The sequence below is a fragment of the Nocardia sp. NPDC055050 genome (genome assembly GCF_053608345.1).
This window is the reverse complement of sequence record NZ_JBSGVG010000005.1, coordinates 100379-123611: the sequence shown is the minus strand read 5'-3', so window position 1 is coordinate 123611 and position 23233 is coordinate 100379. Positions and strand designations below refer to the sequence as shown.

At 68.5% G+C, this 23233-nt stretch carries 19 protein-coding genes; 7 read left to right on the top strand and 12 right to left on the bottom strand.

The window, feature by feature from the left end; translation table 11 throughout:
* Window positions 1-59: 59 nt before the first annotated feature.
* On the bottom strand, window positions 60-2789 hold the full coding sequence (locus ACWGCN_RS07520) for a protein kinase domain-containing protein (protein ID WP_452458412.1): 2730 nt from the start codon (window positions 2787-2789) through the stop codon (window positions 60-62).
* Between the two features lie 154 nt (window positions 2790-2943).
* Between ACWGCN_RS07520 and ACWGCN_RS07515 the strand changes: the two genes are divergently transcribed.
* Entirely contained in the window at window positions 2944-3840 is an 897-nt protein-coding gene (locus ACWGCN_RS07515; protein ID WP_378991597.1) for a serine hydrolase, read from the top strand.
* A gap of 10 nt (window positions 3841-3850) precedes the next feature.
* On the opposite strand, the gene ACWGCN_RS07510 is transcribed toward ACWGCN_RS07515, so the two are convergent.
* Together ACWGCN_RS07510 and ACWGCN_RS07505 are read right to left on the bottom strand one after the other, a co-directional pair.
* Window positions 3851-4516 carry a response regulator transcription factor gene (locus ACWGCN_RS07510; RefSeq protein ID WP_358105204.1) on the bottom strand — a complete coding sequence of 222 codons (666 nt, stop codon included), beginning with the start codon at window positions 4514-4516 and terminating at the stop codon, window positions 3851-3853.
* Between the two features lie 9 nt (window positions 4517-4525).
* A complete protein-coding gene (locus ACWGCN_RS07505; protein WP_452458413.1) occupies window positions 4526-5689 on the bottom strand; it encodes a sensor histidine kinase in 1164 nt (387 codons plus the stop codon).
* A 167-nt stretch (window positions 5690-5856) separates the two neighbouring features.
* Between ACWGCN_RS07505 and ACWGCN_RS07500 the strand changes: the two genes are divergently transcribed.
* Together ACWGCN_RS07500 and ACWGCN_RS07495 are read left to right on the top strand one after the other, a co-directional pair.
* Window positions 5857-6618 carry a hypothetical protein gene (locus ACWGCN_RS07500; protein WP_379317129.1) on the top strand — a complete coding sequence of 254 codons (762 nt, stop codon included), beginning with the start codon at window positions 5857-5859 and terminating at the stop codon, window positions 6616-6618.
* Window positions 6619-6658: 40 nt separating this feature from the next.
* Window positions 6659-7090, top strand: coding sequence for an SRPBCC family protein (locus ACWGCN_RS07495; protein WP_452458414.1), 432 nt, complete (start codon window positions 6659-6661; stop codon window positions 7088-7090).
* 84 nt (window positions 7091-7174) lie between these two features.
* Here the strand turns inward: ACWGCN_RS07495 and gatA are convergent, their stop codons facing one another.
* The gene (gene gatA, locus ACWGCN_RS07490; protein ID WP_378991592.1) at window positions 7175-8662 is read right to left on the bottom strand and encodes an Asp-tRNA(Asn)/Glu-tRNA(Gln) amidotransferase subunit GatA; all 1488 of its coding nucleotides are present in this window, start codon (window positions 8660-8662) and stop codon (window positions 7175-7177) included.
* Complete coding sequence (gene gatC / locus ACWGCN_RS07485; RefSeq protein ID WP_101466314.1) at window positions 8659-8955, bottom strand: Asp-tRNA(Asn)/Glu-tRNA(Gln) amidotransferase subunit GatC; 297 nt, start codon at window positions 8953-8955, stop codon at window positions 8659-8661. Before gatC ends, gatA begins: the two co-directional genes overlap by 4 nt.
* A 299-nt stretch (window positions 8956-9254) precedes the next feature.
* Between gatC and ACWGCN_RS07480 the strand changes: the two genes are divergently transcribed.
* Window positions 9255-9905: an ACT domain-containing protein gene (locus ACWGCN_RS07480; protein ID WP_358105186.1), complete on the top strand. Its 651-nt coding sequence runs from the start codon at window positions 9255-9257 to the stop codon at window positions 9903-9905.
* A gap of 5 nt (window positions 9906-9910) precedes the next feature.
* On the opposite strand, the gene ACWGCN_RS07475 is transcribed toward ACWGCN_RS07480, so the two are convergent.
* The 3 genes from ACWGCN_RS07475 to ACWGCN_RS07465 all read right to left on the bottom strand — a co-directional run bounded on the left by ACWGCN_RS07475 (window position 9911) and on the right by ACWGCN_RS07465 (window position 12040).
* Window positions 9911-10426 (bottom strand): GNAT family N-acetyltransferase, encoded by a 516-nt coding sequence (locus ACWGCN_RS07475; RefSeq protein ID WP_378991590.1) that lies wholly within the window; start codon window positions 10424-10426, stop codon window positions 9911-9913.
* A 70-nt stretch (window positions 10427-10496) separates the two neighbouring features.
* The gene (locus ACWGCN_RS07470) at window positions 10497-10841 is read right to left on the bottom strand and encodes a hypothetical protein (protein WP_378991589.1); all 345 of its coding nucleotides are present in this window, start codon (window positions 10839-10841) and stop codon (window positions 10497-10499) included.
* A 20-nt stretch (window positions 10842-10861) separates the two neighbouring features.
* Complete coding sequence (locus tag ACWGCN_RS07465) at window positions 10862-12040, bottom strand: AAA family ATPase (RefSeq protein WP_379313293.1); 1179 nt, start codon at window positions 12038-12040, stop codon at window positions 10862-10864.
* A gap of 202 nt (window positions 12041-12242) precedes the next feature.
* Here ACWGCN_RS07465 and ACWGCN_RS07460 point away from each other — a divergent pair, with 202 nt between their 5' ends.
* Window positions 12243-12596, top strand: coding sequence for a hypothetical protein (locus ACWGCN_RS07460; protein ID WP_358105177.1), 354 nt, complete (start codon window positions 12243-12245; stop codon window positions 12594-12596).
* A gap of 15 nt (window positions 12597-12611) precedes the next feature.
* Here ACWGCN_RS07460 and ligA read toward each other — a convergent pair whose 3' ends face one another.
* From ligA to ACWGCN_RS07440, 4 genes are all read right to left on the bottom strand, one after another.
* The gene (gene ligA / locus ACWGCN_RS07455) at window positions 12612-14750 is read right to left on the bottom strand and encodes an NAD-dependent DNA ligase LigA (protein ID WP_452458415.1); all 2139 of its coding nucleotides are present in this window, start codon (window positions 14748-14750) and stop codon (window positions 12612-12614) included.
* A gap of 89 nt (window positions 14751-14839) precedes the next feature.
* Entirely contained in the window at window positions 14840-15898 is a 1059-nt protein-coding gene (locus tag ACWGCN_RS07450; RefSeq protein WP_378991639.1) for a methionine synthase, read from the bottom strand.
* 201 nt (window positions 15899-16099) lie between these two features.
* Complete coding sequence (gene mnmA, locus ACWGCN_RS07445) at window positions 16100-17218, bottom strand: tRNA 2-thiouridine(34) synthase MnmA (protein WP_378991583.1); 1119 nt, start codon at window positions 17216-17218, stop codon at window positions 16100-16102.
* Entirely contained in the window at window positions 17218-18438 is a 1221-nt protein-coding gene (locus tag ACWGCN_RS07440) for a cysteine desulfurase family protein (protein ID WP_452453216.1), read from the bottom strand. The genes mnmA and ACWGCN_RS07440 overlap by 1 nt, the downstream gene beginning before the upstream one ends.
* A gap of 830 nt (window positions 18439-19268) precedes the next feature.
* On the opposite strand from ACWGCN_RS07440, the gene ACWGCN_RS07435 reads away from it, so the two are divergent.
* Both ACWGCN_RS07435 and ACWGCN_RS07430 read left to right on the top strand, forming a co-directional pair.
* Window positions 19269-22367 (top strand): TIR domain-containing protein, encoded by a 3099-nt coding sequence (locus tag ACWGCN_RS07435; protein WP_452458416.1) that lies wholly within the window; start codon window positions 19269-19271, stop codon window positions 22365-22367.
* Between the two features lie 325 nt (window positions 22368-22692).
* Window positions 22693-23220, top strand: a complete 528-nt coding sequence (locus ACWGCN_RS07430; protein WP_452458417.1) for a RipA family octameric membrane protein — start codon at window positions 22693-22695, stop codon at window positions 23218-23220.
* The last annotated feature ends 13 nt before the right edge of the window (window positions 23221-23233 follow it).

Below are 23233 nucleotides of genomic sequence, written 5' to 3'. Positions count from 1 at the left end.
CCTCGCACCATCACCTCGGTATCGCGGGTCTACCACCCCGGGGGCGGCGTTGTCATCGATCAGAGCGGAACTTCGTCCCACCACGCGATGACCTCGTCCTGCGCCGAGGGGCGGGTGGCCCCGCCGGTGCCGCTGCTGCCCCGGCGACTCACCACGACAAGGTAACTCGCGCGGGCGGAGTCGCCGGGGAAGCTCAACACCTGGTGCGCGGTCTGGACGCGGATGTTCGCCGGATCCGGAACCACCCACCGCTGCAGTGAGAACGGCACTTCGTCCTTGCTCCCCGCGTAGCGAACGGTCGCGGGCACCGCCTCCAGCACCGACCGAGCCTGGCTCGCGTTCGCGTACTCGAGCACCAGGTAGCTCAGCGCACCCACTTGATTGTCGGACCGCTCGCACTGCCACCCGGTCGTGATCGGAGTCCACTGCAACGCAGCCTCTTTCCACGCCAGCTCGCTGACATTGCGCACCCCCACACACCGCGCCCCCCGATACCCCACACCATCACTCATCTGCCCCTGCGGAACCAAGGTCGGGAAAACCCGCCGACTCTCCGCGAACGAATCCGCCACCTCGGCCACCGAATTCGACGGCCCGCTCGCGCCGTCTTCCACGTCGAGACCGTCGTCGTCTCCGGGCAACACCACCACGACCAACGCGACAACCAACGCGACCAGCACCAGAACCAGTGCCACCAACACAACCCACCCGAACCGCTGCATCCCCGACACCCGTCGAGGCACCGGCCAATACCCCCGATGCGGCACCATCCAGGGCCCCCTCGGCCCGGACCGCACCACCCCGTGCTGCTGACCCGCACCACCCGGCACGACCGGACCACCCGACTGCCCCGCCGCCGCCGACTGCCCCGCGTCTACCTGAGGCCCCGCGCCGCCCGGCTGACCCGCACCACCCGGCTGACCCGCACCGCCCGGCTGACCCGCACCGCCCGGCTGACCCGCACCGCCCGGCTGACCCGCACCGCCCGGCTGACCTGGGCTGCCCGGCTGACCCGCACCGCTCGGCTGTCCGGCAATGCTCGGCTGAGGCGCATTGCTCGGCTGACCGGCATTACCCGGCTGACCCGGATTGCTCGGCTGACCGGCAATGCTCAGCTGTCCGGCAATGCTCGACTGTCCGGCAATACTCGGCTGAGGCGCATTGCTCGGCTGACCGGCATTACCCGGCTGACCCGGATTGCTCGGCTGACCCGCATTGCCCTGTGCTGCGCTACCAGGCTGTCCCGGCTGGCTGGACTGCCCTGCGGCTCCCTCCGGCGCCACAGGCGCGGCTGGGGCCGCCTTCGAGGCCCCAGCGATCGACGTCACCTCGGTCAGGGCCGCCGCGTTCGCCGCGTCCAGCTCGCCCGCGTCGCGCATCGACACGACATCGGTTGCCGCAGTGGCCGATACCTCGCCGGACTCCGCACCGCCGGTCGCTGCGGCGGTGTCCGATCGAGCCGCCGTGGATGACGGCTTGTCGAGAGAGACTGGGCTGGAAGATATTCCGGCATCGACCACGGGCACCGCCACAGCTTCGGCGACCCCCGGCGCGGGGCGCTGCACGCCCGCGGATGGCGGCACCGCAGCCGAGGCCGCGACCACAGGCGCAGCGGCAGCCAGGGGCGCCGCACCAGGCGCAGCGGACCCGGATCGGCGCGCATTCGGCTGTCCGGCAACCGGACTCGCGGCCGGACGCTGAGCCACCGGAGGTACTTCGCCGGGCGGCACCGCACCGCTGGGCGCAGCCGGGCGCGGAGCGACCGGCGGGACAGCTCCGAAAGGCCGTGAGGGTGGTTGCCAATGAGGTTGTGGCGCAGGCTGTCCGGGTGCGCCTTGATACCCGGGCGGTGCCATACCGGGCGGCGCGAAAGGCGCGGCGGGGCCTTGCTGCGGGGCGGGCGGGTAGTAACCCGGCACCGGGTTCGCGGGCGGGCGCGGCAGGACCGGTGGGGTCGTGGAGGTCAGCGCCTGGCGGGCCGCCTTGGCGAACGCGGCGCAGGAATCGAACCGTGCCGCAGGATGTTTCGCCATCGCAGCGGCGAGGACGGCATCCATGATCGGCGGCAGACCCGCGCGACGCAGCGCCAAGGGCGGCGGCGGGGCGTAGAGGGTTCCGCGGATGATCTCGTTCGGGTCGGCGGAGTCGAAGGGCGCCAGTCCGGTGAACAACCAGTACAGCGAACACGCCAACGAGTACTGGTCGGAGCGATGATCGAGCTCGGCGCCGGTCATCTGCTCCGGTGACGCGTAAGCCAGTGTCGCGGTGAACATTCCCTGCTGGGTGAGGTGGGTGGAGTCGGCGCGGAGCCGGGCGATGCCGAAGTCGGTAAGGAAGACCCGCTCGCCCTGGCCTCCGGTGGAGCGGGCCAGCAAGATGTTGGCGGGCTTCACATCTCGGTGCAGCACTCCCCTGCCGTGCGCGTAGTCCAGCGCGTCGGCGACCCCTTCGACGATCTGCACGGCCCGCTCGGGTGGCAGCGCCATCGGGTCCACCGTCGCCGCGTCGATCCCGTCGACGTACTGCATGCTGATCCAGAGTTGTTCGCCCTCGGTCCCCCGGTCGAAGACGGTGACGATGCCGGGATGGTCGAGCCCGGCGGCGAGATCGGCCTCCCGTTCGAACCGCGCGCGAACGCGCTCGTCGGCGAACAGATCCCGGTTGAGCAGCTTGAGCGCGGTGAGCCGGTCCAGGCGCGGATGCCGGGCCAGATACACCGTGCCCATGCCGCCCTGGCCCAGCATCGCCTCGATGGTGAACCCCGCGAACACCTCACCGATGTCGTGCACTACGACCCCCTTCCGACCGTGTGACCACGTTCATTCGAATTCTCGCCGAAAATCGGTGAAACTTGCTAACAGTCGTCCGGGTGTGACCGGACGCGTTCGACGAGAAGTTTGCACCGCCGGAGCACGCGCAATGGGTGGTGGGGAGGATTCGGTGGTGAAGTCGACCGGAACGACGGCTGCCTGTCGCAGGCTGCTGCTCTGTGGGGTGCTGGCAACTGCCGCACTGTCCACCTCGTGTGCCACGCCGGGCACCCCGACGGCGGTGAGCGCGCCCACGGTCACCGTCAACAGCGAAGACGCGTGGCATCCCGGTCTGTCGATCGGGCTGCCCGATTCGCTGGCCGCGGAGTTCACCCTCTTGCAGTCGAAGCTGCCGGGCCAGGTCGGCATGGCCTTGATGCCGGTCGGCGGCGGCCGGATGACGATCTACGGCGACTGGACCACCGGCATCGCCTGGTCCACGATCAAGATCCCGCTCGCGGTCGCCGCGTTGCGCCACGACTCCGACCAGTCGATCTTCGAGATGGTGGAGGCCGCGATCACGGTGTCGGACAACGACGCCGCCGAAGGCCTGTGGGAATCCCTCGGTGACGCACCGGAAGCCGCCGACGCGGTGCAGCAGATCCTCGACGAGGCGGGCGACGCGGCCACCGGCAAGTCGGGCACTCGCACCGAACTCGACGGCACCTCCTTCGGCGGTACCGAATGGTCGCTGGCCAACCAGGTGCGGTTCGCGTCGCGACTGCCGTGCCTGCCGCAGGCCGAGGTCGTCACCTCGCTGATGGGTGAGATCACCGAGGATCAGGGATGGGGTCTCGGCCTGCTCGACGACACCGAGTTCAAGGGCGGCTGGGGTCCCGACGACGTCACCGGGGTCTACACCGTGCGCCAGTTCGGACTGGTACCCGTGGGCAGCGGTCAGCTCGCGGTCGCCCTTGCGGCACAAGCCGATTCGGGCTCGTTCGACGACACCACCGCACTGCTCGACCGGATGGCGCTGTTGCTGGCCCGGCACCTGCCGAACCTGCGCGGCGGCGTCTGCCCGCGCTGAGCGCACCGGCTCAGCCGGGAACGACCAGGCCGGATTCATACGCCAGGACCACCGCCTGGGCGCGGTCGCGCAGCCCGAGCTTCGAGAAGACCTTGGAGACATGGGTTTTCACGGTCTGCTCGGCCACGAACAGTGCCGCGGCGATCTCGGTGTTCGACAACCCCTTGGCCACCAGTTCCAGCACCTCGCGTTCACGGGGAGTCAGGGTGCCGAGCGCGGGCGCCGGGGCGGCCCGCACGGTATTGCGCCTGCGGGTGACGTCGGCGATGAGCCTGCGGGTGATCGTCGGCGCGAGCAGCGCCTCACCGTCGGCGACCACCCGCACCGCACGCACCAATTCCTCGGCGGGCGCGTCCTTGAGCAGGAACCCGCTCGCCCCGATGCTCAGTGCCTCGTAGACGTAGTCGTCGATGTCGAAGGTGGTGAGCATGAGCACCCGCACCGGCGGATCGAGATTCGCGGTGAGGATCGCGCGGGCGGCGTCGAGACCGTTCATCTCCGGCATCCGCACATCCATCAGCACCACGTCGGGACGCAGCCGCTTGGCCTCGGCCACCGCCACCTTGCCGTCGGGCGCGTCGCCGACGACGCTGATATCGGTCTGCGCACCCAGCAGGGCGCCGAAACCCTGGCGCACCATCGCCTGGTCGTCGGCGATCAAAACGGTAATAGCCACCCAGTCACCCTAGTGGGTGGGCAATGTCACCGAGACCTCGAATCCGCCGCTGAGCGTGGGCGCCACGTGCAGCTCACCGCCGACCGCGACCACGCGGGTGCGCATGCCGTCGATGCCGTGACCACCGCCAGCACCGGGCTGGGGCACCGTGGCGGTCGCCGCGTTGTGCACGGTCACGCTCACCTCTCCGGGATCGACCGCCACCGCGACGTGCACCGCGGCACCCGGTGCGTGCCGCGCGCAGTTGGCCATCGACTCCTGCACGACCCGATAGACGACCAGCCCGGTCGTCTCCGGCACCGATTCCAGATCCCCGGTCACCGTCCAGTCGACGGGCAGACCCGCACGCAGAGCCGACGCGCACAGGGCGGGCACGTCCGAGGCGCGCGGCTGCGGCGCGTGTTCGGGCAGCTGGCCGTCACTGCGCAACACCCCGAGCAGGCCCCGGATCTCGTTGAGCGCGGTGCGGGCGGTGGCGCCGATCGACTCGAACTCGGCGCGCGAGGCCGGGTCGAGGTCGTCGATCCGGTACGGCGCGGTCTGCGCCTGCACCACGACCATCGACATGTGGTGGGCGACCACATCGTGCAGGTCACGGGCGATGCGGGCCTTCTCCTCGAGGATCGCCCGGCGCGCGCGCTCGAGCTCGGTCACCTCTTCCTGCCGCTCGAGCTTGCGCCGCGAGGCCAGCAGGATCCGCACGAGATAGCCGAACAGGGCCAGCGCGCCGAACCCCATCGCCCAGCCCCACAGCGGACCGGTGTCCGAGCCGGGCATCGTCGTGGCGAACAGCATCGAGGTGGCCGCCCAGGCGACGACCACGATCGGCACCGCGGCCCGCAGCGCCACCGCGAACAACAGCACGAACAGCACGATGATGTGCACGACCTGGAAGGGCAGATCGTTGTCGGCACCCGGCTGCATGCCGATCGAGAACAGCAGCGCGGCGCCGGCGGAGATCGCCCACCCCATCGCCGGGTTGACCCGCACGAACAGGATGGGGAAGGCCGCCAGGGCCGACAGCAGGGGCGCGGTGACCGGCGAGACCTCGTGGGTGACGAACAACGTCGGCCACGCGATGCTGTACAAAATCAGCGCGACCAGCACCGTTGCGAAGTCGAACCAGGTGCGCGCGGGTATTCCTCGCGCGGCGGGGCGCAGTGGTGCGGTCATGACAGTGAGCCTACGAACCGTCCGGTCAGCGGACCTCATACCCACGAACCGAATACGACCCCCTACCCTGGTGTGACCCCGGCGCCGGGCCTGCCACCCGCGCGCCCCGATAAACAAGTCCGTAGCGGGATGCCCGCCGCGTGACCCGCTCCTTACCGTCGGAGGCCATGAACACCCCGCTTCGCCCGGTACCCGCCGCTGCTCGGGCCCGTACCGCAGATTCCGCCGCCTCCGCGCCGTCCCCCGATTCCGCGCAGCACCGCCGTCGTAGCGGTGTCGCGCTGTGCACGGCCGGGCTGGCCATGGCCGCCGCCGTGGTCATGTCGGCACCGGGCGCCATGGGCGGCACCACCCCGGCCGGCAGCGAGAACGTCGCGGCCGCCGCCGCGGTCCGCGCGCTCATCGACGACAGCCCGGACGCCACCTCGCTCATCCCCCGCGATTTCGGCTACAAGTTCGGTTACGACCCCGTCCAGCTGGACGGCTTACTGGTGAACCCGAACGGCGGCTGCTCCTCACCGGTGACGCTGCCCGCCGAGTTCGAGTCGGCGTGTAAGGCGCACGACCTGGGCTATGACGTACTGCGCTACGCCGAGCGGGTCGACGAACCCCTCGGCGGGTGGGCCCGCCGCTCGGTGGACGCGGCGCTGAACCGGCGTATCCACGCCTCGTGTCAGCTGCGCGACGACGAGTTCTCCCGTGCTCGCTGCGGCGTGATGGCCGATATCGCGTTCACCGCCGTGGACGTGAACTCGCGGCGTCAGGAGTACGGCGCACCGGTGGTCGAGAACGTCTTCGCCCAGACCGACCCGGCCGACCGACCCAACCTCTGGCCGCTCGCGCGCACCGTCCTCGGGTTGTTCGCGGTGACAGCGGCCTCGGCCGTGATCATCGACGCGCTGCGCAAGTTCCGCCGGCGCTTCGTCTGATGCGGTTGCCGAAAACTAGAACATGTCCTAGTTTTCACACATGTCTCTAGTCATCGACGAAACGATCGAGATCGACGCCCCCGCCGCGAAGGTGTGGGGGGTGCTCACAGATTTCGAGCGCTACGGCGAGTGGAACACCTTCTGCTACGAGGCGTCGAGCACGCTGGAACCGGGCTCGCCCATCGACATGCGGGTCCAGCTGGGCAGCAACCGTCGTCCGCAGCGGGAATGGATCCGTACCCACACCCCGGGCGTCGAGTTCAGCTACACCATGAAGCCGGTGCCGCTGGGCGCGCTGCACAGTCTGCGCTCGCACACTGTCGTCCCGCTGGGCCCCGACCGGTGCCGCTACGAGTCCCGGTTCACCCTCGCCGGTTGGTTCAGCCCCGTGGTGACAGTGGCGCTCGGCATGCATCTGCGGGCCGGCTTCACCGCGATGACGGCGGGCGTCGGCCGCCGCGCGGTGGCGTAAACACCCACCACCGGCGGGCACACCGCCACAAGCGGGGCGTACCAGGTTCTTTCGAACCGGCACGCCCCGCTCGGGGAGAATTTCTCAGACCGCGCTCGGGGTCGGCAGCGCGCCGCGTGCCACCTCGTAGGCCGCGCCCACCCGGTACAGGCGGTCGTCGGCCAGCGCGGGCGCCATGATCTGCAGACCCACCGGCAGGTTGTCGTCGGCCGACAGACCCGACGGCACCGACATGCCGGGATGACCCGCCAGGTTGGTCGGCAGGGTGCACAGGTCCGACAGGTACATGGCCAGCGGGTCGTCGACCTTCTCGCCCAGCTTCCACGGGGTGAACGGGCTGGTCGGCGAGACGAGCACGTCGACCTGCTCGTAGGCGGCGTCGAAGTCGCGCGCGATCATCGTGCGAACCTTCAGCGCCTGGCCGTAGTAGGCGTCGTAGTAGCCCGCCGACAGCGCGTAGGTGCCGATCATGATGCGGCGCTTGACCTCCGGACCGAAACCGGCCTCGCGGGTCAGCGACATCACCTGGTCGGCGCTGTGGCTGCCGTCGTCACCGACGCGCAGGCCGTAGCGCATGGCGTCGAAGCGCGCCAGGTTCGACGACACCTCCGACGGCATCACCAGGTAGTACGAGGACAGCGCGTACTCGAAGCTGGGGCACGACACCTCGACCACCTCGGCGCCCAGTTCCTTCAGCACCGCGACGGCGGCGTCGAAGGAGGCGATGACGCCGGATTGGTAACTGTCGGAGTGCAATTCACGCACCACACCGACGCGCACGCCCGTCAGGTCACCGTTGGCGCCCTGCTTGGCGGCGGCCACCACCGGCGCCACCGGAACATTGCGCGAGGTGGAGTCGCGCGGGTCGTGCCCGGCGATCACCTCGTGCAACAGCGCGGTGTCGAGCACGGTGCGACCACACGGACCACCCTGATCCAGCGACGACGCGCACGCGATCAGGCCGTAGCGCGAGACGGTGCCGTAGGTGGGTTTCACCCCGACCGTCGCGGTGACCGCGGCGGGCTGACGAATCGAGCCACCGGTGTCGGTACCGATCGCCAGCGGCGCCTGGAACGAAGCGAGCGCCGCCGCCGAACCGCCACCGGAACCACCGGGGATGCGGGTGGTGTCCCACGGATTGCGGGTGGGACCGTAGGCGGAGTTCTCGGTGGAGGAGCCCATCGCGAACTCGTCCATGTTGGTCTTGCCGAGAATCGGGATGCCCGCGGCCCGCAGCCGTGCGGTGACCGTCGCGTCGTACGGCGACATCCAGCCCTCGAGGATCTTCGAGGCACAGGTGGTCGGCATGTCGGTGGTGGTGAAAACGTCCTTGAGCGCCAACGGAACTCCCGCCAGCGACGAGGCGGGCGTTTCGCCCGCGGCGAGCGCGGCGTCGACCACGGCGGCCGCGGCGAGGGCTTCGTCGCCCGCCACGTGCAGGAAGGCGTTGAGCTCACCGTCGACCTTGCCGATGCGATCCAGGTGCGCCTGGGTGACCTCGGTGGAGGTCACCTCGCCGCCGTGGATCTTGCTCGCCAGCTCGGCAGCCGACAGCTGCGTCAACTCGCTCATTCGCCCTCTCCCAGGATCTGCGGGACCAGGAAACGCTGTTCTTCCACGGCGGGCGCCTGGTCCAGCGCCTGCTCGGGGGTGAGGCCGGGCGTGACCACATCGGGCCTGGTCACATTGGTCGTCGGATTCGGCGACGCGGTGGCGGGGACGTCGGCGGCGACCTCGGTGATGGTCTGCACGTGGCTGAGGATCGAATCCAGCTGACCGGCGAACTGGTCGAGTTCGGCGTCGGTCAACGCCAGCCGGGACAGCCGGGCGAGGTGAGCGACCTCGTCACGGGAGATTGCGGGCACCGCGGGACCCCTTTCGGCTTCGGTGGGCAGTATCGGTACAGCCTAATTCACACGGTCGCGAAGCAATCCACAGCCTGCGCATGGCCGGAGCGCAGGCGGAGGTACGCCTGATCGGCGCGTCATATCGGTTTCGACGCGCCCGCCCCCGCGGCTCGGACGCACCCGCCGCACACGAAAGTTCGCGCATGTCGCGCCGATGGGGTCATACTTCGGGTCGAGAACCCGCGTTCAGGGGTGTAAGTATTGCTTCACCGGGTATTCGTCTCGAACAACCCCGGCCGTTATGGAAAGGAACGCACGTGTCATACCTGCTCCGCGTGCAACTTCCGGATCGACCGGGAAGCCTCGGCTCCCTCGCACTCGCCCTCGGCGGGGTCGGCGCGGACATTCTCTCGCTCGATGTCGTGGAACGCGGCGCCGGGTTCGCGATCGACGATCTCGTCGTCGAAGTGCCTACCGGCGCACTGCCCGACACCCTCATCACCGCCGCAGAGTCGGTGCGCGATGTGAGCGTCGACTCCATTCGCCCGTACTCCGGCGTACTCGACACCCACCGCGAGCTCGAGCTGATCGACCAGGTCGCCAGTGCTCGCGACGACCGGCTCCAGGTACTCGTCGACGGCTGCCCGCGGGTGCTGCGCGTCGGCTGGTCCACGATCATCGGCCTCGGCCCTGCAGGCGCCTACCGCATCGTCGGTAGCCCGAGTGCCCCTGAGACACAAGCGGGTTCGGCCCCGTGGATGCCCATCGAGAAGCCGATGTGGCTCGACGGTGAGGCCGAATGGGTGCCCGAGATCTGGCGCGACATGGACACCAAGCTGGCCGCCGCACCGCTGGGCAACACCGGCAGGGCACTGCTCCTCGGTCGCCCCGGTGGGCCCGACTTCCGGCCGTCGGAGGTGGCGCGGCTCGGCTACCTCGCCGGCATCGTCGCCACCGTCCTGAACTGATCGGGTCAGCGCAGCGCGAGCCGCATCACGAACAGTTGCAGTCCGTCGTGGGTGGCCCAATCACGTTCGGGCACACCGACGAAGCCGAGGCGCTCGTAGATTCGGTGGGCGTCGACCATCGAGAACATCGTGGTGAGCGCGACTGCGTCGAAACCGCCTGATCTCGCCTCGTCGACGACGGCGCGAACCAGCGCGGTGCCGACACCGAGTCCGCGTGCCCGCTTGGATACCGCGAGCATCCGGAATTCGAGTTCGCCGGGCTGAGCGATCTCCGCGTAGGGCGTGCCGGGCTTCGCGACGGTGAGCGAGCCGACGACCGCACCGTCGTGCACGGCGACGAGGACCTCGGCCTCGGCGGCCCGGTGCGCCACGTCGGCGAGTTCCCGCACGTAATCGTCCCCGTCGGGGACATAGCCGTCGCCCACGTACACCTCCACAGTCAGCGCGGCGACCGCGTCGTATTCGTCGGGGTGGGCGGGGCGGATCAGGAGTCCGGTGGTCTGCTCATCGGTACCGTGCATCCCCGAATGCTCCCATCTGGACGCTTGTGAGCTCCGACTCACCCATGCCCGGCGAGGTCGGTGAGGTCGCTCAAGAGCCGAGGTAGGGGCGCAAGCCGGGGTGCTCGGCGTGCCAGTCGTCGGGGTTGTGCGGTGGGTAGGCCACGGCGAGGTGGTCGCCGGGTGCGGGCCAGTGTGCGGCGTCCCAGGCGAAGCGGCGGTAGACGACCTTGCCGGTGATCGACGGACCGGTGACGGTGCCGGTGATCGTCACGTAGTGCTCGCCGGTCATCGCGGGCAGCGGGCTGACACCGGTCACGTAGAGCGACCCGTGTTCGAGGTTCGCCCTTCCCCGGCCGGTCCGTCCGGAGACGACGGCCGCGATCGTCACCACCAGCATCGTCACCAGCGCTACCGCCATCACCACTTCGAGCATGCGCCCATGCTATGCCCCGCTCACAGCGGCGTGAGTTCGCTGACCCCCCGTGCACGGCGCACCTGCCACACCGCCGTGCGGGTGCGCTGGGAGCGGCCGTTGCCGCGGTCGATCAGCGCTCGATCGGCGGTGGTGTAGATCAGTTGTGCGCCACGGGAATTGGTCTCCGGGTTCTGGAACAACTGGACGAGGCGGTCGGTCTCCTCGACCGGCAGGCCGACGCCGAGATCGTCGACCGCGAGCACCTGGCCGGTGTCGAGAGCCTCCAGCATGGCGGGCAGTACGCGCAGCAGCGAACGGGTGGCGGTGGATTCGTCGGCCAGTTCGAACGGGACGTCGATGCCCTCGTGCACCAGGCTCAGCCCCGCGCCGCGGCGGTCGACCATGCGCCGGTACAGCGCGTCCCGCGCCGCGCGCAGGGTGCTCAGCTCGCGATCCACGAGAATCTGCTCGGGGTGGTCGAGATGGCCTGCCAGCGCGCCGATCTCGGCGTCCAGATCACGCAGGTAATCCGCGTACATCGGATCGTGTTCGGCGACGAGCAGATCCTCGATCCCGAGATCGGCGGTGCGCAGCAGCATCAGCAGACGCGCCGCGTTGTCGGGCGAGCGGGAGATATGGCTGCCGAGATCGTGCGCGAGCGCGTCGGTGTCGACATCGCCCTGCTGCACAGTCAGATTCGCCGCGAACCACCGGTACGCGGGCACGAGCGCCTCGGCGTACATCTGCCCCGCCAAGCTCAGCAGCAGCGCGTTCGGCCGCAGCAACGGCACCAGCGCCGCCACCCCGTACCGGGCCGCTTCGAACATCGGCCCGATCTTCACCTCGTCACCCCGGCGTTCGAATACGATCCGCTTGCGCGACCGTGGATGGGTGTAGAGCCACTCCGCGACCACGTCGGCGTTGTCGAGCCGGAACCCGTAGGTGTAGGGCACGCCCTCGGCGACGAATCCGGCGACGAATTCCGTCGGCCGCTCGGCGAACCCGAGATGCGGTCGCCGCACCGGGCCCGCGTAGGGGTCCCATCCGCTCACGGAATTCAGGACCGCGTCCCGCATCTGCCCGATCGCGTCGATCACGCTCGTCTTCCCGGCCGCCGCCACCCCGTGCACCGCGGTCACCGGCACCGCCAACGGCCCGCCTGCCCCCTTGGTCAGCCGCAACTGCTGAGCCTCCGCCAGCGATCCATGATTGGTCACCTGAAAACTGCGCAGCAAGGGTCCGCCTCTCCGAGATTCTTGGCAAGACTAAGGGACACGGGGGCTCGCCCACGCGGCAGCCTGATCCGGTGAACGGCAGCACCGATCCCGCGCGTGTTCGGTTCGGACGCACTAAGGTGCTGGACACTGCGGCTGGTTCGTCGCAGGTTCGGCGGTCGGCGATGAGGGATGGGTGCGCGTAATGGCGGTTCGGGTAATTGTTCGCGGAGTTGTCGTTGCCGCGGTGACCGCGGGAGCGCTCGTGCCCGCGGCGCTGGTGAGTGCGCCCAGTGCGCTGGCCGATCCGTGCCCGACGGGAACCGCGCGGGTGTTCCTGGGGAACTCGACCAACTCGTGTCAGGGCGCGGGGTCGGTGTCCTACACCGACGCACCGGTGTCGAAGGTGTGCTCGATGGCGAGCACCGATGTGACGGTGGAGATCCAGACCAACATCAAGAAGCGGCCGTTGCGTACCCAGGAGCTCAGCAACGGGCAGTGCGCGTCGTTCGACATGAAGACCCAGATCGGCAACACGGTCACCGTCACCCCGAACTGACGCGAACCCGGCTGTTCACGTCGCCGGGCTCGGCTGGTCCGCCACGAGCGGATCGTCCGGTGCGACCCTGACCGCGTCGGGGCCGCCCTCCAGCAGTAGCCGGAAGCCGTCTTCGTCGAGGATCTGAACGCCCAGCTCTTCGGCCTTGGCGGCTTTCGAACCGGGCGCCTCGCCGATCACCACGAACGCGGTCTTCTTCGACACCGAGCCCGCCGCCTTGCCGCCGCGAACGAGGATCGCCTCCTTCGCGCCGTCGCGGCTGAAGGTCTGCAGGGAGCCGGTGACGACGATCGACAGGCCGTCGAGGTTGCGTTCGATGGATTCGTCACGCTCGTCTTCCATCCGCACCCCGGCCGCTCGCCACTTGTCGACGATCGCGCGATGCCAGTCGACGGTGAACCATTCCACGACCGCGGCGGCGATAGTGGGGCCGACCCCGTCGGTGGCTGACAGTTCTTCTCCTGTCGCGGATTCGATGCGCTCGAGGTCCGCGAACTCGGCGGCCAACGCACGGGCCGCGGTCGGGCCGACATGGCGGATGGACAACGCGACGAGCACCCGCCACAACGGAGTGTCCTTGGCCGCTTCGAGGTTCGCGAGCAGGCGGGCACCGTTGGCCGAGAGGGTGCCGTCCTGTTTGGTGAACAACGGCACGCCGAGCAGATCCTGCGCGTCGAGGGCGAACAGGTCGCCCTCGTCGGTGATCGCGCCCGAGATGAGCAGGTCGTTGGCGGCTTCGTAGCCGAGGGCCTCGATGTCGAAGGCACCGCGACCGGCCAGGTGGAAGACGCGTTCGCGCAGCTGGGCCGGGCAATGCCGCTGGTTGGGGCAGCGGATGTCGGCGTCGCCCTCCTTGGCGGGGGCGAGTTCGGTGGCGCACTCGGGGCAGTGCGTCGGCATGACGAATTCGCGTTCGGCACCGGTACGCGCGTCGACGACGGGCCCGAGGACCTCGGGAATCACATCACCGGCCTTGCGGATCGTGACGGTATCGCCGATGAGCACACCCTTGCGCCGCACTTCGGAGGCATTGTGCAGGGTCGCCATCGACACGGTCGAGCCGGCGATCGAGACCGGCGCCATCACCGCGAACGGGGTGACCCGACCGGTGCGGCCGACGTTGACCTCGATATTGAGCAGCGTGGTGGTGGCCTCTTCGGGCGGGTACTTGTAGGCGATGGCCCAACGTGGGGCACGGGAGGTGGAGCCGAGGCGGCGTTGCAGGGCCGTCTCGTCGACCTTGATCACCTGACCGTCGATCTCGTGCTCGATGTCGTGGCGATGTTCGCCCCAGTAGGCGACCCGCTCGATGACCGCGTCGATGCCCTCGACGAGGCGGGTGTGGGCCGAGACCGGCAGGCCCCAGGCAGCCAGTGCCTGGTATGCCTCGTGCTGGGAGGCCGGGCGGTATCCCTCGATGCGGCCGAACCCGTGGCAGATCATCCGCAGCCGACGCTGGGCGGTGATCGCGGGATTCTTCTGGCGCAGCGAACCGGCGGCGGTATTGCGCGGATTCGCGTACGGCGGTTTGCCCTCGGCGACGATCTGAGCGTTCAACGTCTCGAAGTCCTCGAGCCGGAAATACACCTCGCCGCGTACTTCCAGGAGCTCGGGGATCGGGAATTCCTCGGTCGGGGTGAGCTCGGCGGGGATGTCTTCGATGGTGCGCGCGTTGAGGGTGACGTCCTCCCCGGTGCGCCCGTCACCGCGAGTAGCACCGCGCACCAGCTTGCCGTTCTCGTACACGAGGTTCAACGCGACGCCGTCGATCTTGACTTCGCACAGATAGTGCAGCCCGGACCCGGTTTCGGCTTCGACCCTGCTCGCCCAGGTGCGCAGTTCGTCGTAGTCGAACACGTTGTCCAGCGACAGCATCCGCTCGAGATGATCGACCGCGGTGAACTCGGTCGCGAATCCGCCGCCGACCAGCTGCGTGGGCGAGTCGGGAGTCCGCAGATCCGGATGCGCGTCCTCGAGAGCCTGCAATGCGCGCAGCAACGCGTCGAACTCACCGTCGGTGATGATCGGTGCGTCCCGCAGGTAGTAGCGGAACTGATGCCCACGCACCTCGTCGGCCAACTGTTGCCACTGCACCCGCTGCTCGGGCGTAGCCGCTTCGGCACTCACAGAAACCGCGCTGTCGCTGTCACTCACCCACCAGAGATTAGTCGAGCCCACCGACACATCCATGCACGTCGCAGCCGTGCAGGAACGAGATTTCGTGGAGATCGGCGGGAACTACGTCACCGACGACCGCGGCCCGAGCGCGACTGTTCCGGCCGCTCGACGGTGAGCGACTCCGGGTCCTCGGCGAAAGCGCGGGCAACGTCGGCGGCCAGTGCGAGGGCCTTGCGAGACCACGCGAGCGGAGCGCCCGCCAGACCGCAGGTCGGAGTGACCAGGACTCGAGTGAGGGCCGCACGAGGGAAGCCGAGATCGTCCACGAGCCGGACCGCGGGCTCGGCGGCGGCGCGCCAGGTGAGCGGGCTCGTGGGCGGTTCGGTGGGGACGAGTCCGAGGGCCAGCTTCTTGCCGGAGTCCACGGCTTCGCCGATGTCGTCGAAGTCGGCGGTGGTGATGGCCGACGCGTCGAAGGACAGGGCGGCGGCCGCCGTGCGGCGCAGGGTGGGCAGGGCCGGGCGGGCCGCGCAGGTATGCAGGATGACCGGTCCCGGTTGGGCGTTGATCACGACGTCGAGAAAGTGGATCGCCTCCGGACCGGGCAGTGCGCGGACGGTGTTGAGCACGCTCGGGCCGGTCAGCGATCCGTCGAGAACCGTCGTCAACTGCGGTTCATCCAGTTGCACAACCACGTTCGCCCCGAGTCGCTTTCCGATCTCGGCGGCGTGCAGGGCCAGGCCCTCGGCCAGCGAGTCCGTGAGGTCGCGCAGCGCACCGCGATCGGTGAGAATGCGATGGCCGCCGGGCAGTTCGACCTCGGCGGCGAGGGTGAGCGGCCCGACCGACTGGATCTTGATCGCCCGGCCGGAACCGACGAGACCCGCTGTCTCCCAGGCTTCCTCGATCGCGTCGAGATCTACGCGCACGAAGTCGCGGGCCTTCCGCGAGACCGAACCCGGGCGGTCGGCGAGCCGGTAACCGCGGGTGGTCGCGTCGAACCGCAGATCCACCAGGAGCGCGGAGGCGCGTCCGATCATGTCGGCGCCGATCCCGCGTTCGGGGAGTTCGACGAGGTGGGGCAGTTCCGGCAGTTCACCGACGATGGTGGTCGCCGCCTCGAGTGGATCGGTGCCCGGCCAGGAACCGAGACCGGTGGCGAACGCCCCGGCGAGCAAGTCCACCGGCTCCGCCGCGGCCGGGTCGCCGAACTGCTCACTGCCACGCCACAACGTCACGCGCTCAACACCTTTCGTGTCGTCTGGGTCAGTGGTCCACACCGGATCGGCGTCGACCACCACGAACCGTGCGCCGCACCACGGCGCGGGCCGTCACCCGTCATCCTGCCGTGCGCGCCGACCGCCGGCGCACCCGCCACGACACGATCAGGCTGACGCCGCCGATGAATCGGACTCGATGCCCGCGGCACGGTCGGTGCCGTTGATGGTGCCGCTGCCGATCACGGTGTCGCCGCCGTCGGCATCGGGCAGGTACAGCACGATGGCCTGGCCCTTCGCGACGCCGGTGAGCGGCTCACGCAACCTGGCGACGAAACCGTCGCCCTCGGGCTCGACCACGGCCGGCGCGGTCCCGCCGTGCGCGCGCACCTGCACGACGCACTCGACCGACGAGGCCGGGCGCACGCCGGAAGTCCAGATCGCGCGGTCGGCGGTGACGATGTCGACCTGTAGATCCTCGACCGAACCGACCTTGACGGTCCCCGAATCGGGATCGATCCCGGTCACATACCGCGGCTTGCCGTCGGCGGCGGTGTGGCTCAGGCCGAGGCCCTTGCGCTGACCGACGGTGAACCCGTGCACACCCTCGTGACTACCGAGCACCGTGCCGTCGGAATCGACCAGCGCACCGGGCCGGATGCCGATCTTGGCACCGAGGAAGGCGCGGGTATCCCCGGACGGGATGAAACAGATGTCGTGGCTGTCGGGCTTGTTCGCCACCGCCAGCCCCCGCTCGGCGGCTTCCTCGCGGATCCGCGGCTTGGGGGTGTCGCCGACCGGGAACATCGCCCGCGCGAGCTGTTCGGCGGTGAGCACGGCCAACACGTAGGACTGGTCCTTGTCCGCGTCGACAGCACGACGCAGCACGCCCTCGTCGAGCCGCGCGTAATGCCCGGTCACCACCGCGTCGAAGCCCAGCGCCTGCGCGCGATCGGCCAGCGCGGAGAACTTGATCTTCTCGTTGCAGCGCAGACACGGGTTCGGGGTCTCCCCCGCGGCGTAGGCAGCGACGAAGTCGTCGATCACGTCTTCCTTGAAGCGATCGGCGAAATCCCAGACGTAGAACGGGATTCCGAGCACATCGGCGGCGCGACGCGCGTCACCGGCGTCTTCCTTGGAGCAGCAACCCCGCGACCCGGTGCGCAGCGTGCCCGGGTTGGCCGACAGCGCCAGATGCACCCCGACCACCTCGTGCCCGGCGTCCACGGCCCGCGCCGCGGCCACCGCGGAATCGACACCACCACTCATCGCGGCGAGAACTCTCATCAGGCACCTCCTCTAGCGCCGGCCAGGCCTGCGGCCCTGGCCCGATCGATGACCTGCGGCAGCACGGTCAACAGTGTTTCGACATCGGCTCCGGTCGACGTGTGACCGAGCGTGAAGCGCAGCGAACTGCGCGCCTGCCACGGTTGCACACCCATCGCGATCAGCACATGGCTGGGCGAGGCGACGCCCGCGTTGCAGGCCGAACCGGTGGAGCATTCGACACCGGCGGCGTCGAGCAGCATGAGCAGCGAGTCGCCCTCGCACCCGGGGAACGTGAAGTGAGCGTTGCCGGGCAGTCGTTGCGCGGGCCCGTTGAGCACGGCATCCGGCACCGCGGCCCGCACGCCGTCGATCAACTCGTCGCGCAACGCCCGCAATCGCTGAGCGCGCCCGGGCAGGTCGGTGACGGCATCGCGCAGCGCGGCGGCCATCCCGATCGCCGCGGCCACATCGGAGGTACCGGAGCGCAGGTCGCGTTCGTGCCCGCCGCCGTGCACCAGCGGCACACACGGCACACTTCGGCCCAGCAGCAGTACGCCGATCCCGTGCGGACCGCCGACCTTGTGTCCGGCCACGCTCAGCGCGGCCAGCCCGCTCGCGGCGAAGTCGACCGGAATCTGGGTCACCGCCTGAATGGCGTCGCTGTGCATCGGGATGTCGAATTCCTGTGCGACAGCGGCCAATTCGGCGATCGGCTCGATGGTCCCGACCTCGTTGTTGGCCCACATCACACTGACCAGCGCCACCTCATCGGCATGCGCGGCGAGTACCTCACGCAACACCTGCGGCGACACGACACCCTCGGCGTCGACCGGCAGCCAGCTGACCTGCGCGCCCTCGTGCTTCTCGAGCCACTCGACCGCGTCGAGCACCGCGTGATGCTCGACCGCGCTGGTGACGATCCTGGTGCGCCGCGGATCCGCCGCCCTGCGCCCCCAGAAGATCCCCTTGACGGCCAGATTGTCGCTCTCGGTGCCCCCGGAGGTGAAGATCACCTCGGACGGCCGAGCACCCAGATCAGCCGCGATCGACTCGCGCGCCTCTTCCAGCGACCGCCGCGCCGCCCGCCCCGAACCGTGCAGCGAGGACGCGTTGCCGACCGCCCCGAGGGCAGCCGTCATCGCCTCGACGGCGGCGGGCAACATCGGAGTGGTCGCCGCGTGATCGAGGTAGACCGTCTTGGGCGCACCGCTGACCGGACCCGAATAAGCCGACTTCATGACCGACAAAGCCTATACCACCGCTGACCTGGTCATCTTCGGGGTCCACCCCTGCTTCCTACGATTTTTCGACGATTTACCCAGGATCTTCAACACGTGTATCACCTACTTTCATTCCCAAATCGTCGATGAGCAGGCCGGGAGACGGTCGAGACAGCTGGGTGCGAAGGAGCCGAGCTGGCGGACCGCAGCGGTCCAGCGACCCGGCAGACAGATGAATATGAGATTCTTCGCGCGCGCATATGCTTCTTGGACCGCCAGACTGCCCCCTGCAGCGCATCCGCCCGCTGGCCGGGGCCGCCGCGCAGCGGCCGACAACGGCCGCTAGCGGCGCCGCTACCGTGACAAACCCCATATGCCGCAGGCCACCGGACCGGGGGCGGCGCTGGTGCCTGCACGGGCGGGTTCGAGATCGCTTGGCGCACTGTCGTCGTGTTCGTCGGCATCCGGCCGCGTAAGGACCTGGTGGCGATTCCGAAGACGATCACGACCACCTACTGGCCCGTCGTGCTCGCCACGGCCGGCCTCGTGCGGAGTGTGGAACGAAGTCGCTCGGCCCCACTGGGTATCAGCCCTTACGCGTTGCCGACACCCTCTTGTAAGAGCCTCAGCGCAGGTCGAAGCGCGTACGGGCGCGGATCCCTCAGCGGGACGGGATTGACAGTCGGGAACAAGGCTCGCCATCACCTTCCTAGGTGCGCAAACTCTTTGCGTTCTTGCGGCAAAAGTCGAGTAGTTGGGTACCCGCGACATCCGTACTCGCTTGCGTAAGACTCAGATGGTCTCGTCCAACGCGCCTCGACACCGTCTGGAGAGTGGGGTGATGACCCGTGTGCGCTCAGGCCGCGGAGACTCCGGAGCAGCAGGCTCAGGGGCAGGGTGAGCCGTTCGACTACGACGCTTTCATCTCCTATGCCCACCACGATCGACCGGTCGCCGCGGGGATCCAGAAGGGCCTGCACCGCATCGGCCGTCGCATGGGCCACCTGCACGCCCTGCGGGTGTTCCGCGACGCCACCGACCTCACCGCCAGCCCCAACCTGTGGGGCGAGGTCACCGAGGCGATGGACCGCGCCCGCTATTTCATCGTGGTGCTCTCCCCGCACGCAGTCGCCTCCCACTGGGTCAACAAGGAGGTCACCCACTGGCTGGACCGGCGCGGACCGGACCAGCTGCTGTTCGTTGTCGCTGACGGACACCTGACCTGGGACGAGGGCACCGGACGGTTCGACCCGGACCGGTCCGACGTGGCCCTGCCGGTGCTGGAGGAGCCGGGGGTACTCGCCTCCGAACCGTTCTACGTCGACGTCAGTGAAGATGAGCCGTGGGATCCCCACGCACCGATGTTCCGGGAGAAGGTCACCGACCTGGCCGCCCCGATCCACGGCAAACCCAAATACGAACTGGCCAGTGAGGATCTGCGGGAGCAACGCCGCTTCCGCCGCCTCCGCCGCGCCGCCATCGCCGGCCTGGTCCTCCTGACCGTCCTCGCACTCGCCGCGGCCACGATCGCATTCGTGCAACAACAGGAGGCGGAACGCCAACGCAACGAAGCGGTACGCCAACGGAACCAGGCGATAGCCCTGCGGCTGGAATCCGATGCCGAGTCTATGCTCGACGGCACACATGCCCGCGACGACGTCCGCGCAATCCAGGAAACACTCGCCGCCCAACAGATCGCGACGACACCCAACCCCGGCGCTGCGCTTCGGACTCTGAATGCCCTGTCCTCCACCGAAAAGATCATCAGGACCGGTGCCCCGTACTCGATTCCTCCGAACGCCACCGCCGACAGCCTCAGGCGTGCAACCGAAACCGCGCAGCCGGTCTTCAGTATTGCAATTCGACCGGACGGGCACCGCATCGCCACCAGCGGTCTCCAAACAAGAGTGTGGGACGCCAACACTGGTAAGCAGGTCGATCTATCTTCCCGAACGGATCGCGGATCGTACGCCGTGGCGTACAGCCCGGACGGGCACCGCATCGCCACCGTCAACGCAGACGGCAACATCCAACTGTGGGATGCCGACACAGGGACGCCGGTCGGTGATCCCCTCACCGGTCATGCAAACGGCTCCGTCAAGAGTGGTGTGGCGTTCAGCCCGGACGGGCACCGCATCGCGTCAGTCGGCACCGACGGGACAATTCGGGTGTGGGACGCCGAATCCCGCGTGCCCCTCGTTACCTTCACCGGCCACGAGGGTGGCGCACACAGCGTGGCGTTCAGCCCCGATGGGCATCGCATGGTTTCCGGTGGCGGCGACGCGACGGTCAGGATGTGGGACGTCGACAAAGGCGAGCCCATCGGTGAACCGATGAGACGCCACACCACGGCTGTGAACAGCGTTGCGTTCAGCGCGGACGGTCGGCGCATCGTCTCGGGCAGCGGAGGACCCACCCCTGGGTCCGACATTCTCTACGACCTCGCGGCGCCCATCGTCCTGTGGGACGCAGACACGCGCCAACCCGTCGGCGAACCGTTGACCGGCCACGCAGGTTATGTCAACAGTGTTGCGTTCAGCCCCGACTCCCAACGAATCGTCTCCGGAGGCGGGGACAATGTTGTGCTCCTCTGGGATGCCGAGACCGGCGCGCCGGCCGGCCCACCGCTACTGGGGCACACCGGCACGGTCACGAGCGTCGCATTCAGCCCCGACAAGGCCAATCCGCGCATCGTCTCCAGCAGTATTGACGGAACCCTGCGCATATGGAATACCGAACCGGACGACTCCATTGGTCATCTTTGGACAGCACTGTCCACCGAGTCTCGAGGGCCGGGCCACAGTGCTGTGCTGGCTGTCGAACCGATCGGTCACCGAATACTGGCGTTCGAATTCAACGACCCGCAGTCCGGCGAGGGGACCGTCTGGATAGTCGACCCGGATACCGGAGCTCGCGCGGGCCCCTTAGCGCTACCCGAACAAGTCACCATCACCTCCAGCGCCTTCAGCCCCGACGGACGTCGCGTGGCTATCGGTACCGATGACAAAACCTTCCGGATCTGGGAGGCCGACTCCGGCCGCGCCCTCGGCGGGCCGGTCACCGGTCTCCACGACTCGGCTTCGAACCTGGCGTTCAGCGGCGATGGACGCCGCATCGTGGCCGGCGGCGCGGACAAGTCCGTCGTCGTCTGGGACGTCGATTCAAGCCGAGCGATCGGCACACCATTGACGGGTCCAGATGGCGCCATCGTGAATGTCGCGTTCAGTCCGGACGGGCGCCGAGTCGCGGGAAGCACAGACAAGTCCGTCTGGATATGGGACGTCGATTCCGGCCGGACAATTGGTGGCCCCCTCGAGGGTCACGAGTGGGACATCAGTACTGTCAGATTCGGTTCCGGTGGGCGACGCGTCATCTCCGTAAGCGGGGACTCGGTTCTCCTGTGGGACGCCGAGACCGGACAGCGCGTCGCGCAAGCACCTGCAACGGGGTATTTAGGCGCCTTTGCGATCAGCCCGAACGGGGAGTTCTTCGTCACCGCGGTTGGGGTTGACCTGCAACGCTGGGATTCCATGACCGGCAATCCGATCGGCGCCCCCATGCCAGGCCGCCAGCCAGGGAAGATCTTCAGCATCGTCGTCACCAGTGATGCGCGCTACATCCTTTCCGGAGGCATGGACCAAGTCCTGCGGTTCTGGGATGCCGCGACGGGCGAACCGATCGGCGACCCACTCAAAGGTCCAGACGGCTGGATCATGATGATCCAGGTGACCCCCGATGGTCGCGTCGTGCGAACAGTTTGGCTATCTCCGGACCAAGGCGCCGGCGGCGGGGTCTGGGTCTGGCCGGGGCCGGCATCCTGGGAGGACGAGCTGTGCTCGAAACTCAGCGAGAATATGAGCGGCAAGCAGTGGTCCGAATGGGTCTCACCCGACATCGAATACACCGCGGTATGCCCCGATCTACCTCAACATTCGGGCGACAACTAAACCACCTTCGGATCGAATTATCGGTTTCGGCTCGCGCCGCACCCCCGTCCGCTCCGACCCCGACGGTCCAGATCGTGCGGGTCACCGATTGAACAGACTGACAGTGATCGCACGAACGTAGTGTCGACGTCGGTTCCGCTGGTCGACAGATACCTGTCGCGTAGGACCTGTCCCACGGTTTGTCCCCGCTCAAGTTGCGAGCAAAGCTGGCTTACGCCAAGACTCGTCGCCGGAGTCCGTGCGCAAGTCGTGCGTAGAGGCTGGCCCGGCCCGAATGGAAAGATGGATCCGCCGCAGGACACAGCGCCACTCCAGGAGGTGGACGATGCACCACAACGATCACCCGTCCGAGCTTCGCACCCGACTCTGGAACGATGCACTGGGCAAGACCGGGCCTGAGGCACGCGCCACGACATATGAGAGCGCGGTGCTCGAGCAGTACCGGCTCTACGTGGAGATGGCCGACCGGGTAAGCGCCCGACGGGGCCTGGCAAATTCGTTCTTCCTGACCCTTAACACCGGCATCTTCACTCTCGTCGCCGCCTTCTGGAAGACCCCTCCACCGGACAACGCGGGGTGGCTGGCCATCCCACTGGCCGCGATCCTCGGCCAGTGCTTCGCCTGGTTCTACCTGGTCCGCAGCTACAGGCTCCTGAACAGCGCCAAGTACCAGGTTGTCGGCGCGCTCGAGGAACGACTCCCGGCTTCCCCGTTCTGGCGTGCCGAATGGTGGGCCCTGGGTGAGGGGAAGGACCGGTCCCGGTACTGGCCCCTGTCGCACATCGAGCAGTGGGTCCCCTTTCTCTTCGCGCTCGCGTACATCGCGGGGTTCCTCGCCGCTGTTCTCGCCTGAGTCTTCGCCGATA

What these genes read in the sequence shown, in the direction of transcription:
- ACWGCN_RS07475 (WP_378991590.1), bottom strand. Translation starts at nt 10,426, where the DNA reads ATGCACGGTACCGATGAGCAGACCACCGGACTCCTGATCCGCCCCGCC.
- ACWGCN_RS07500 (WP_379317129.1), top strand. Translation starts at nt 5,857, where the DNA reads ATGAACACCCCGCTTCGCCCGGTACCCGCCGCTGCTCGGGCCCGTACC.
- ACWGCN_RS07460 (WP_358105177.1), top strand. Translation starts at nt 12,243, where the DNA reads ATGGCGGTTCGGGTAATTGTTCGCGGAGTTGTCGTTGCCGCGGTGACC.
- ACWGCN_RS07505 (WP_452458413.1), bottom strand. Translation starts at nt 5,689, where the DNA reads ATGACCGCACCACTGCGCCCCGCCGCGCGAGGAATACCCGCGCGCACC.
- ACWGCN_RS07440 (WP_452453216.1), bottom strand. Translation starts at nt 18,438, where the DNA reads ATGAAGTCGGCTTATTCGGGTCCGGTCAGCGGTGCGCCCAAGACGGTC.
- mnmA (WP_378991583.1), bottom strand. Translation starts at nt 17,218, where the DNA reads ATGAGAGTTCTCGCCGCGATGAGTGGTGGTGTCGATTCCGCGGTGGCC.
- gatA (WP_378991592.1), bottom strand. Translation starts at nt 8,662, where the DNA reads ATGAGCGAGTTGACGCAGCTGTCGGCTGCCGAGCTGGCGAGCAAGATC.
- ACWGCN_RS07495 (WP_452458414.1), top strand. Translation starts at nt 6,659, where the DNA reads ATGTCTCTAGTCATCGACGAAACGATCGAGATCGACGCCCCCGCCGCG.
- ACWGCN_RS07470 (WP_378991589.1), bottom strand. Translation starts at nt 10,841, where the DNA reads ATGCTCGAAGTGGTGATGGCGGTAGCGCTGGTGACGATGCTGGTGGTG.
- ACWGCN_RS07430 (WP_452458417.1), top strand. Translation starts at nt 22,693, where the DNA reads ATGCACCACAACGATCACCCGTCCGAGCTTCGCACCCGACTCTGGAAC.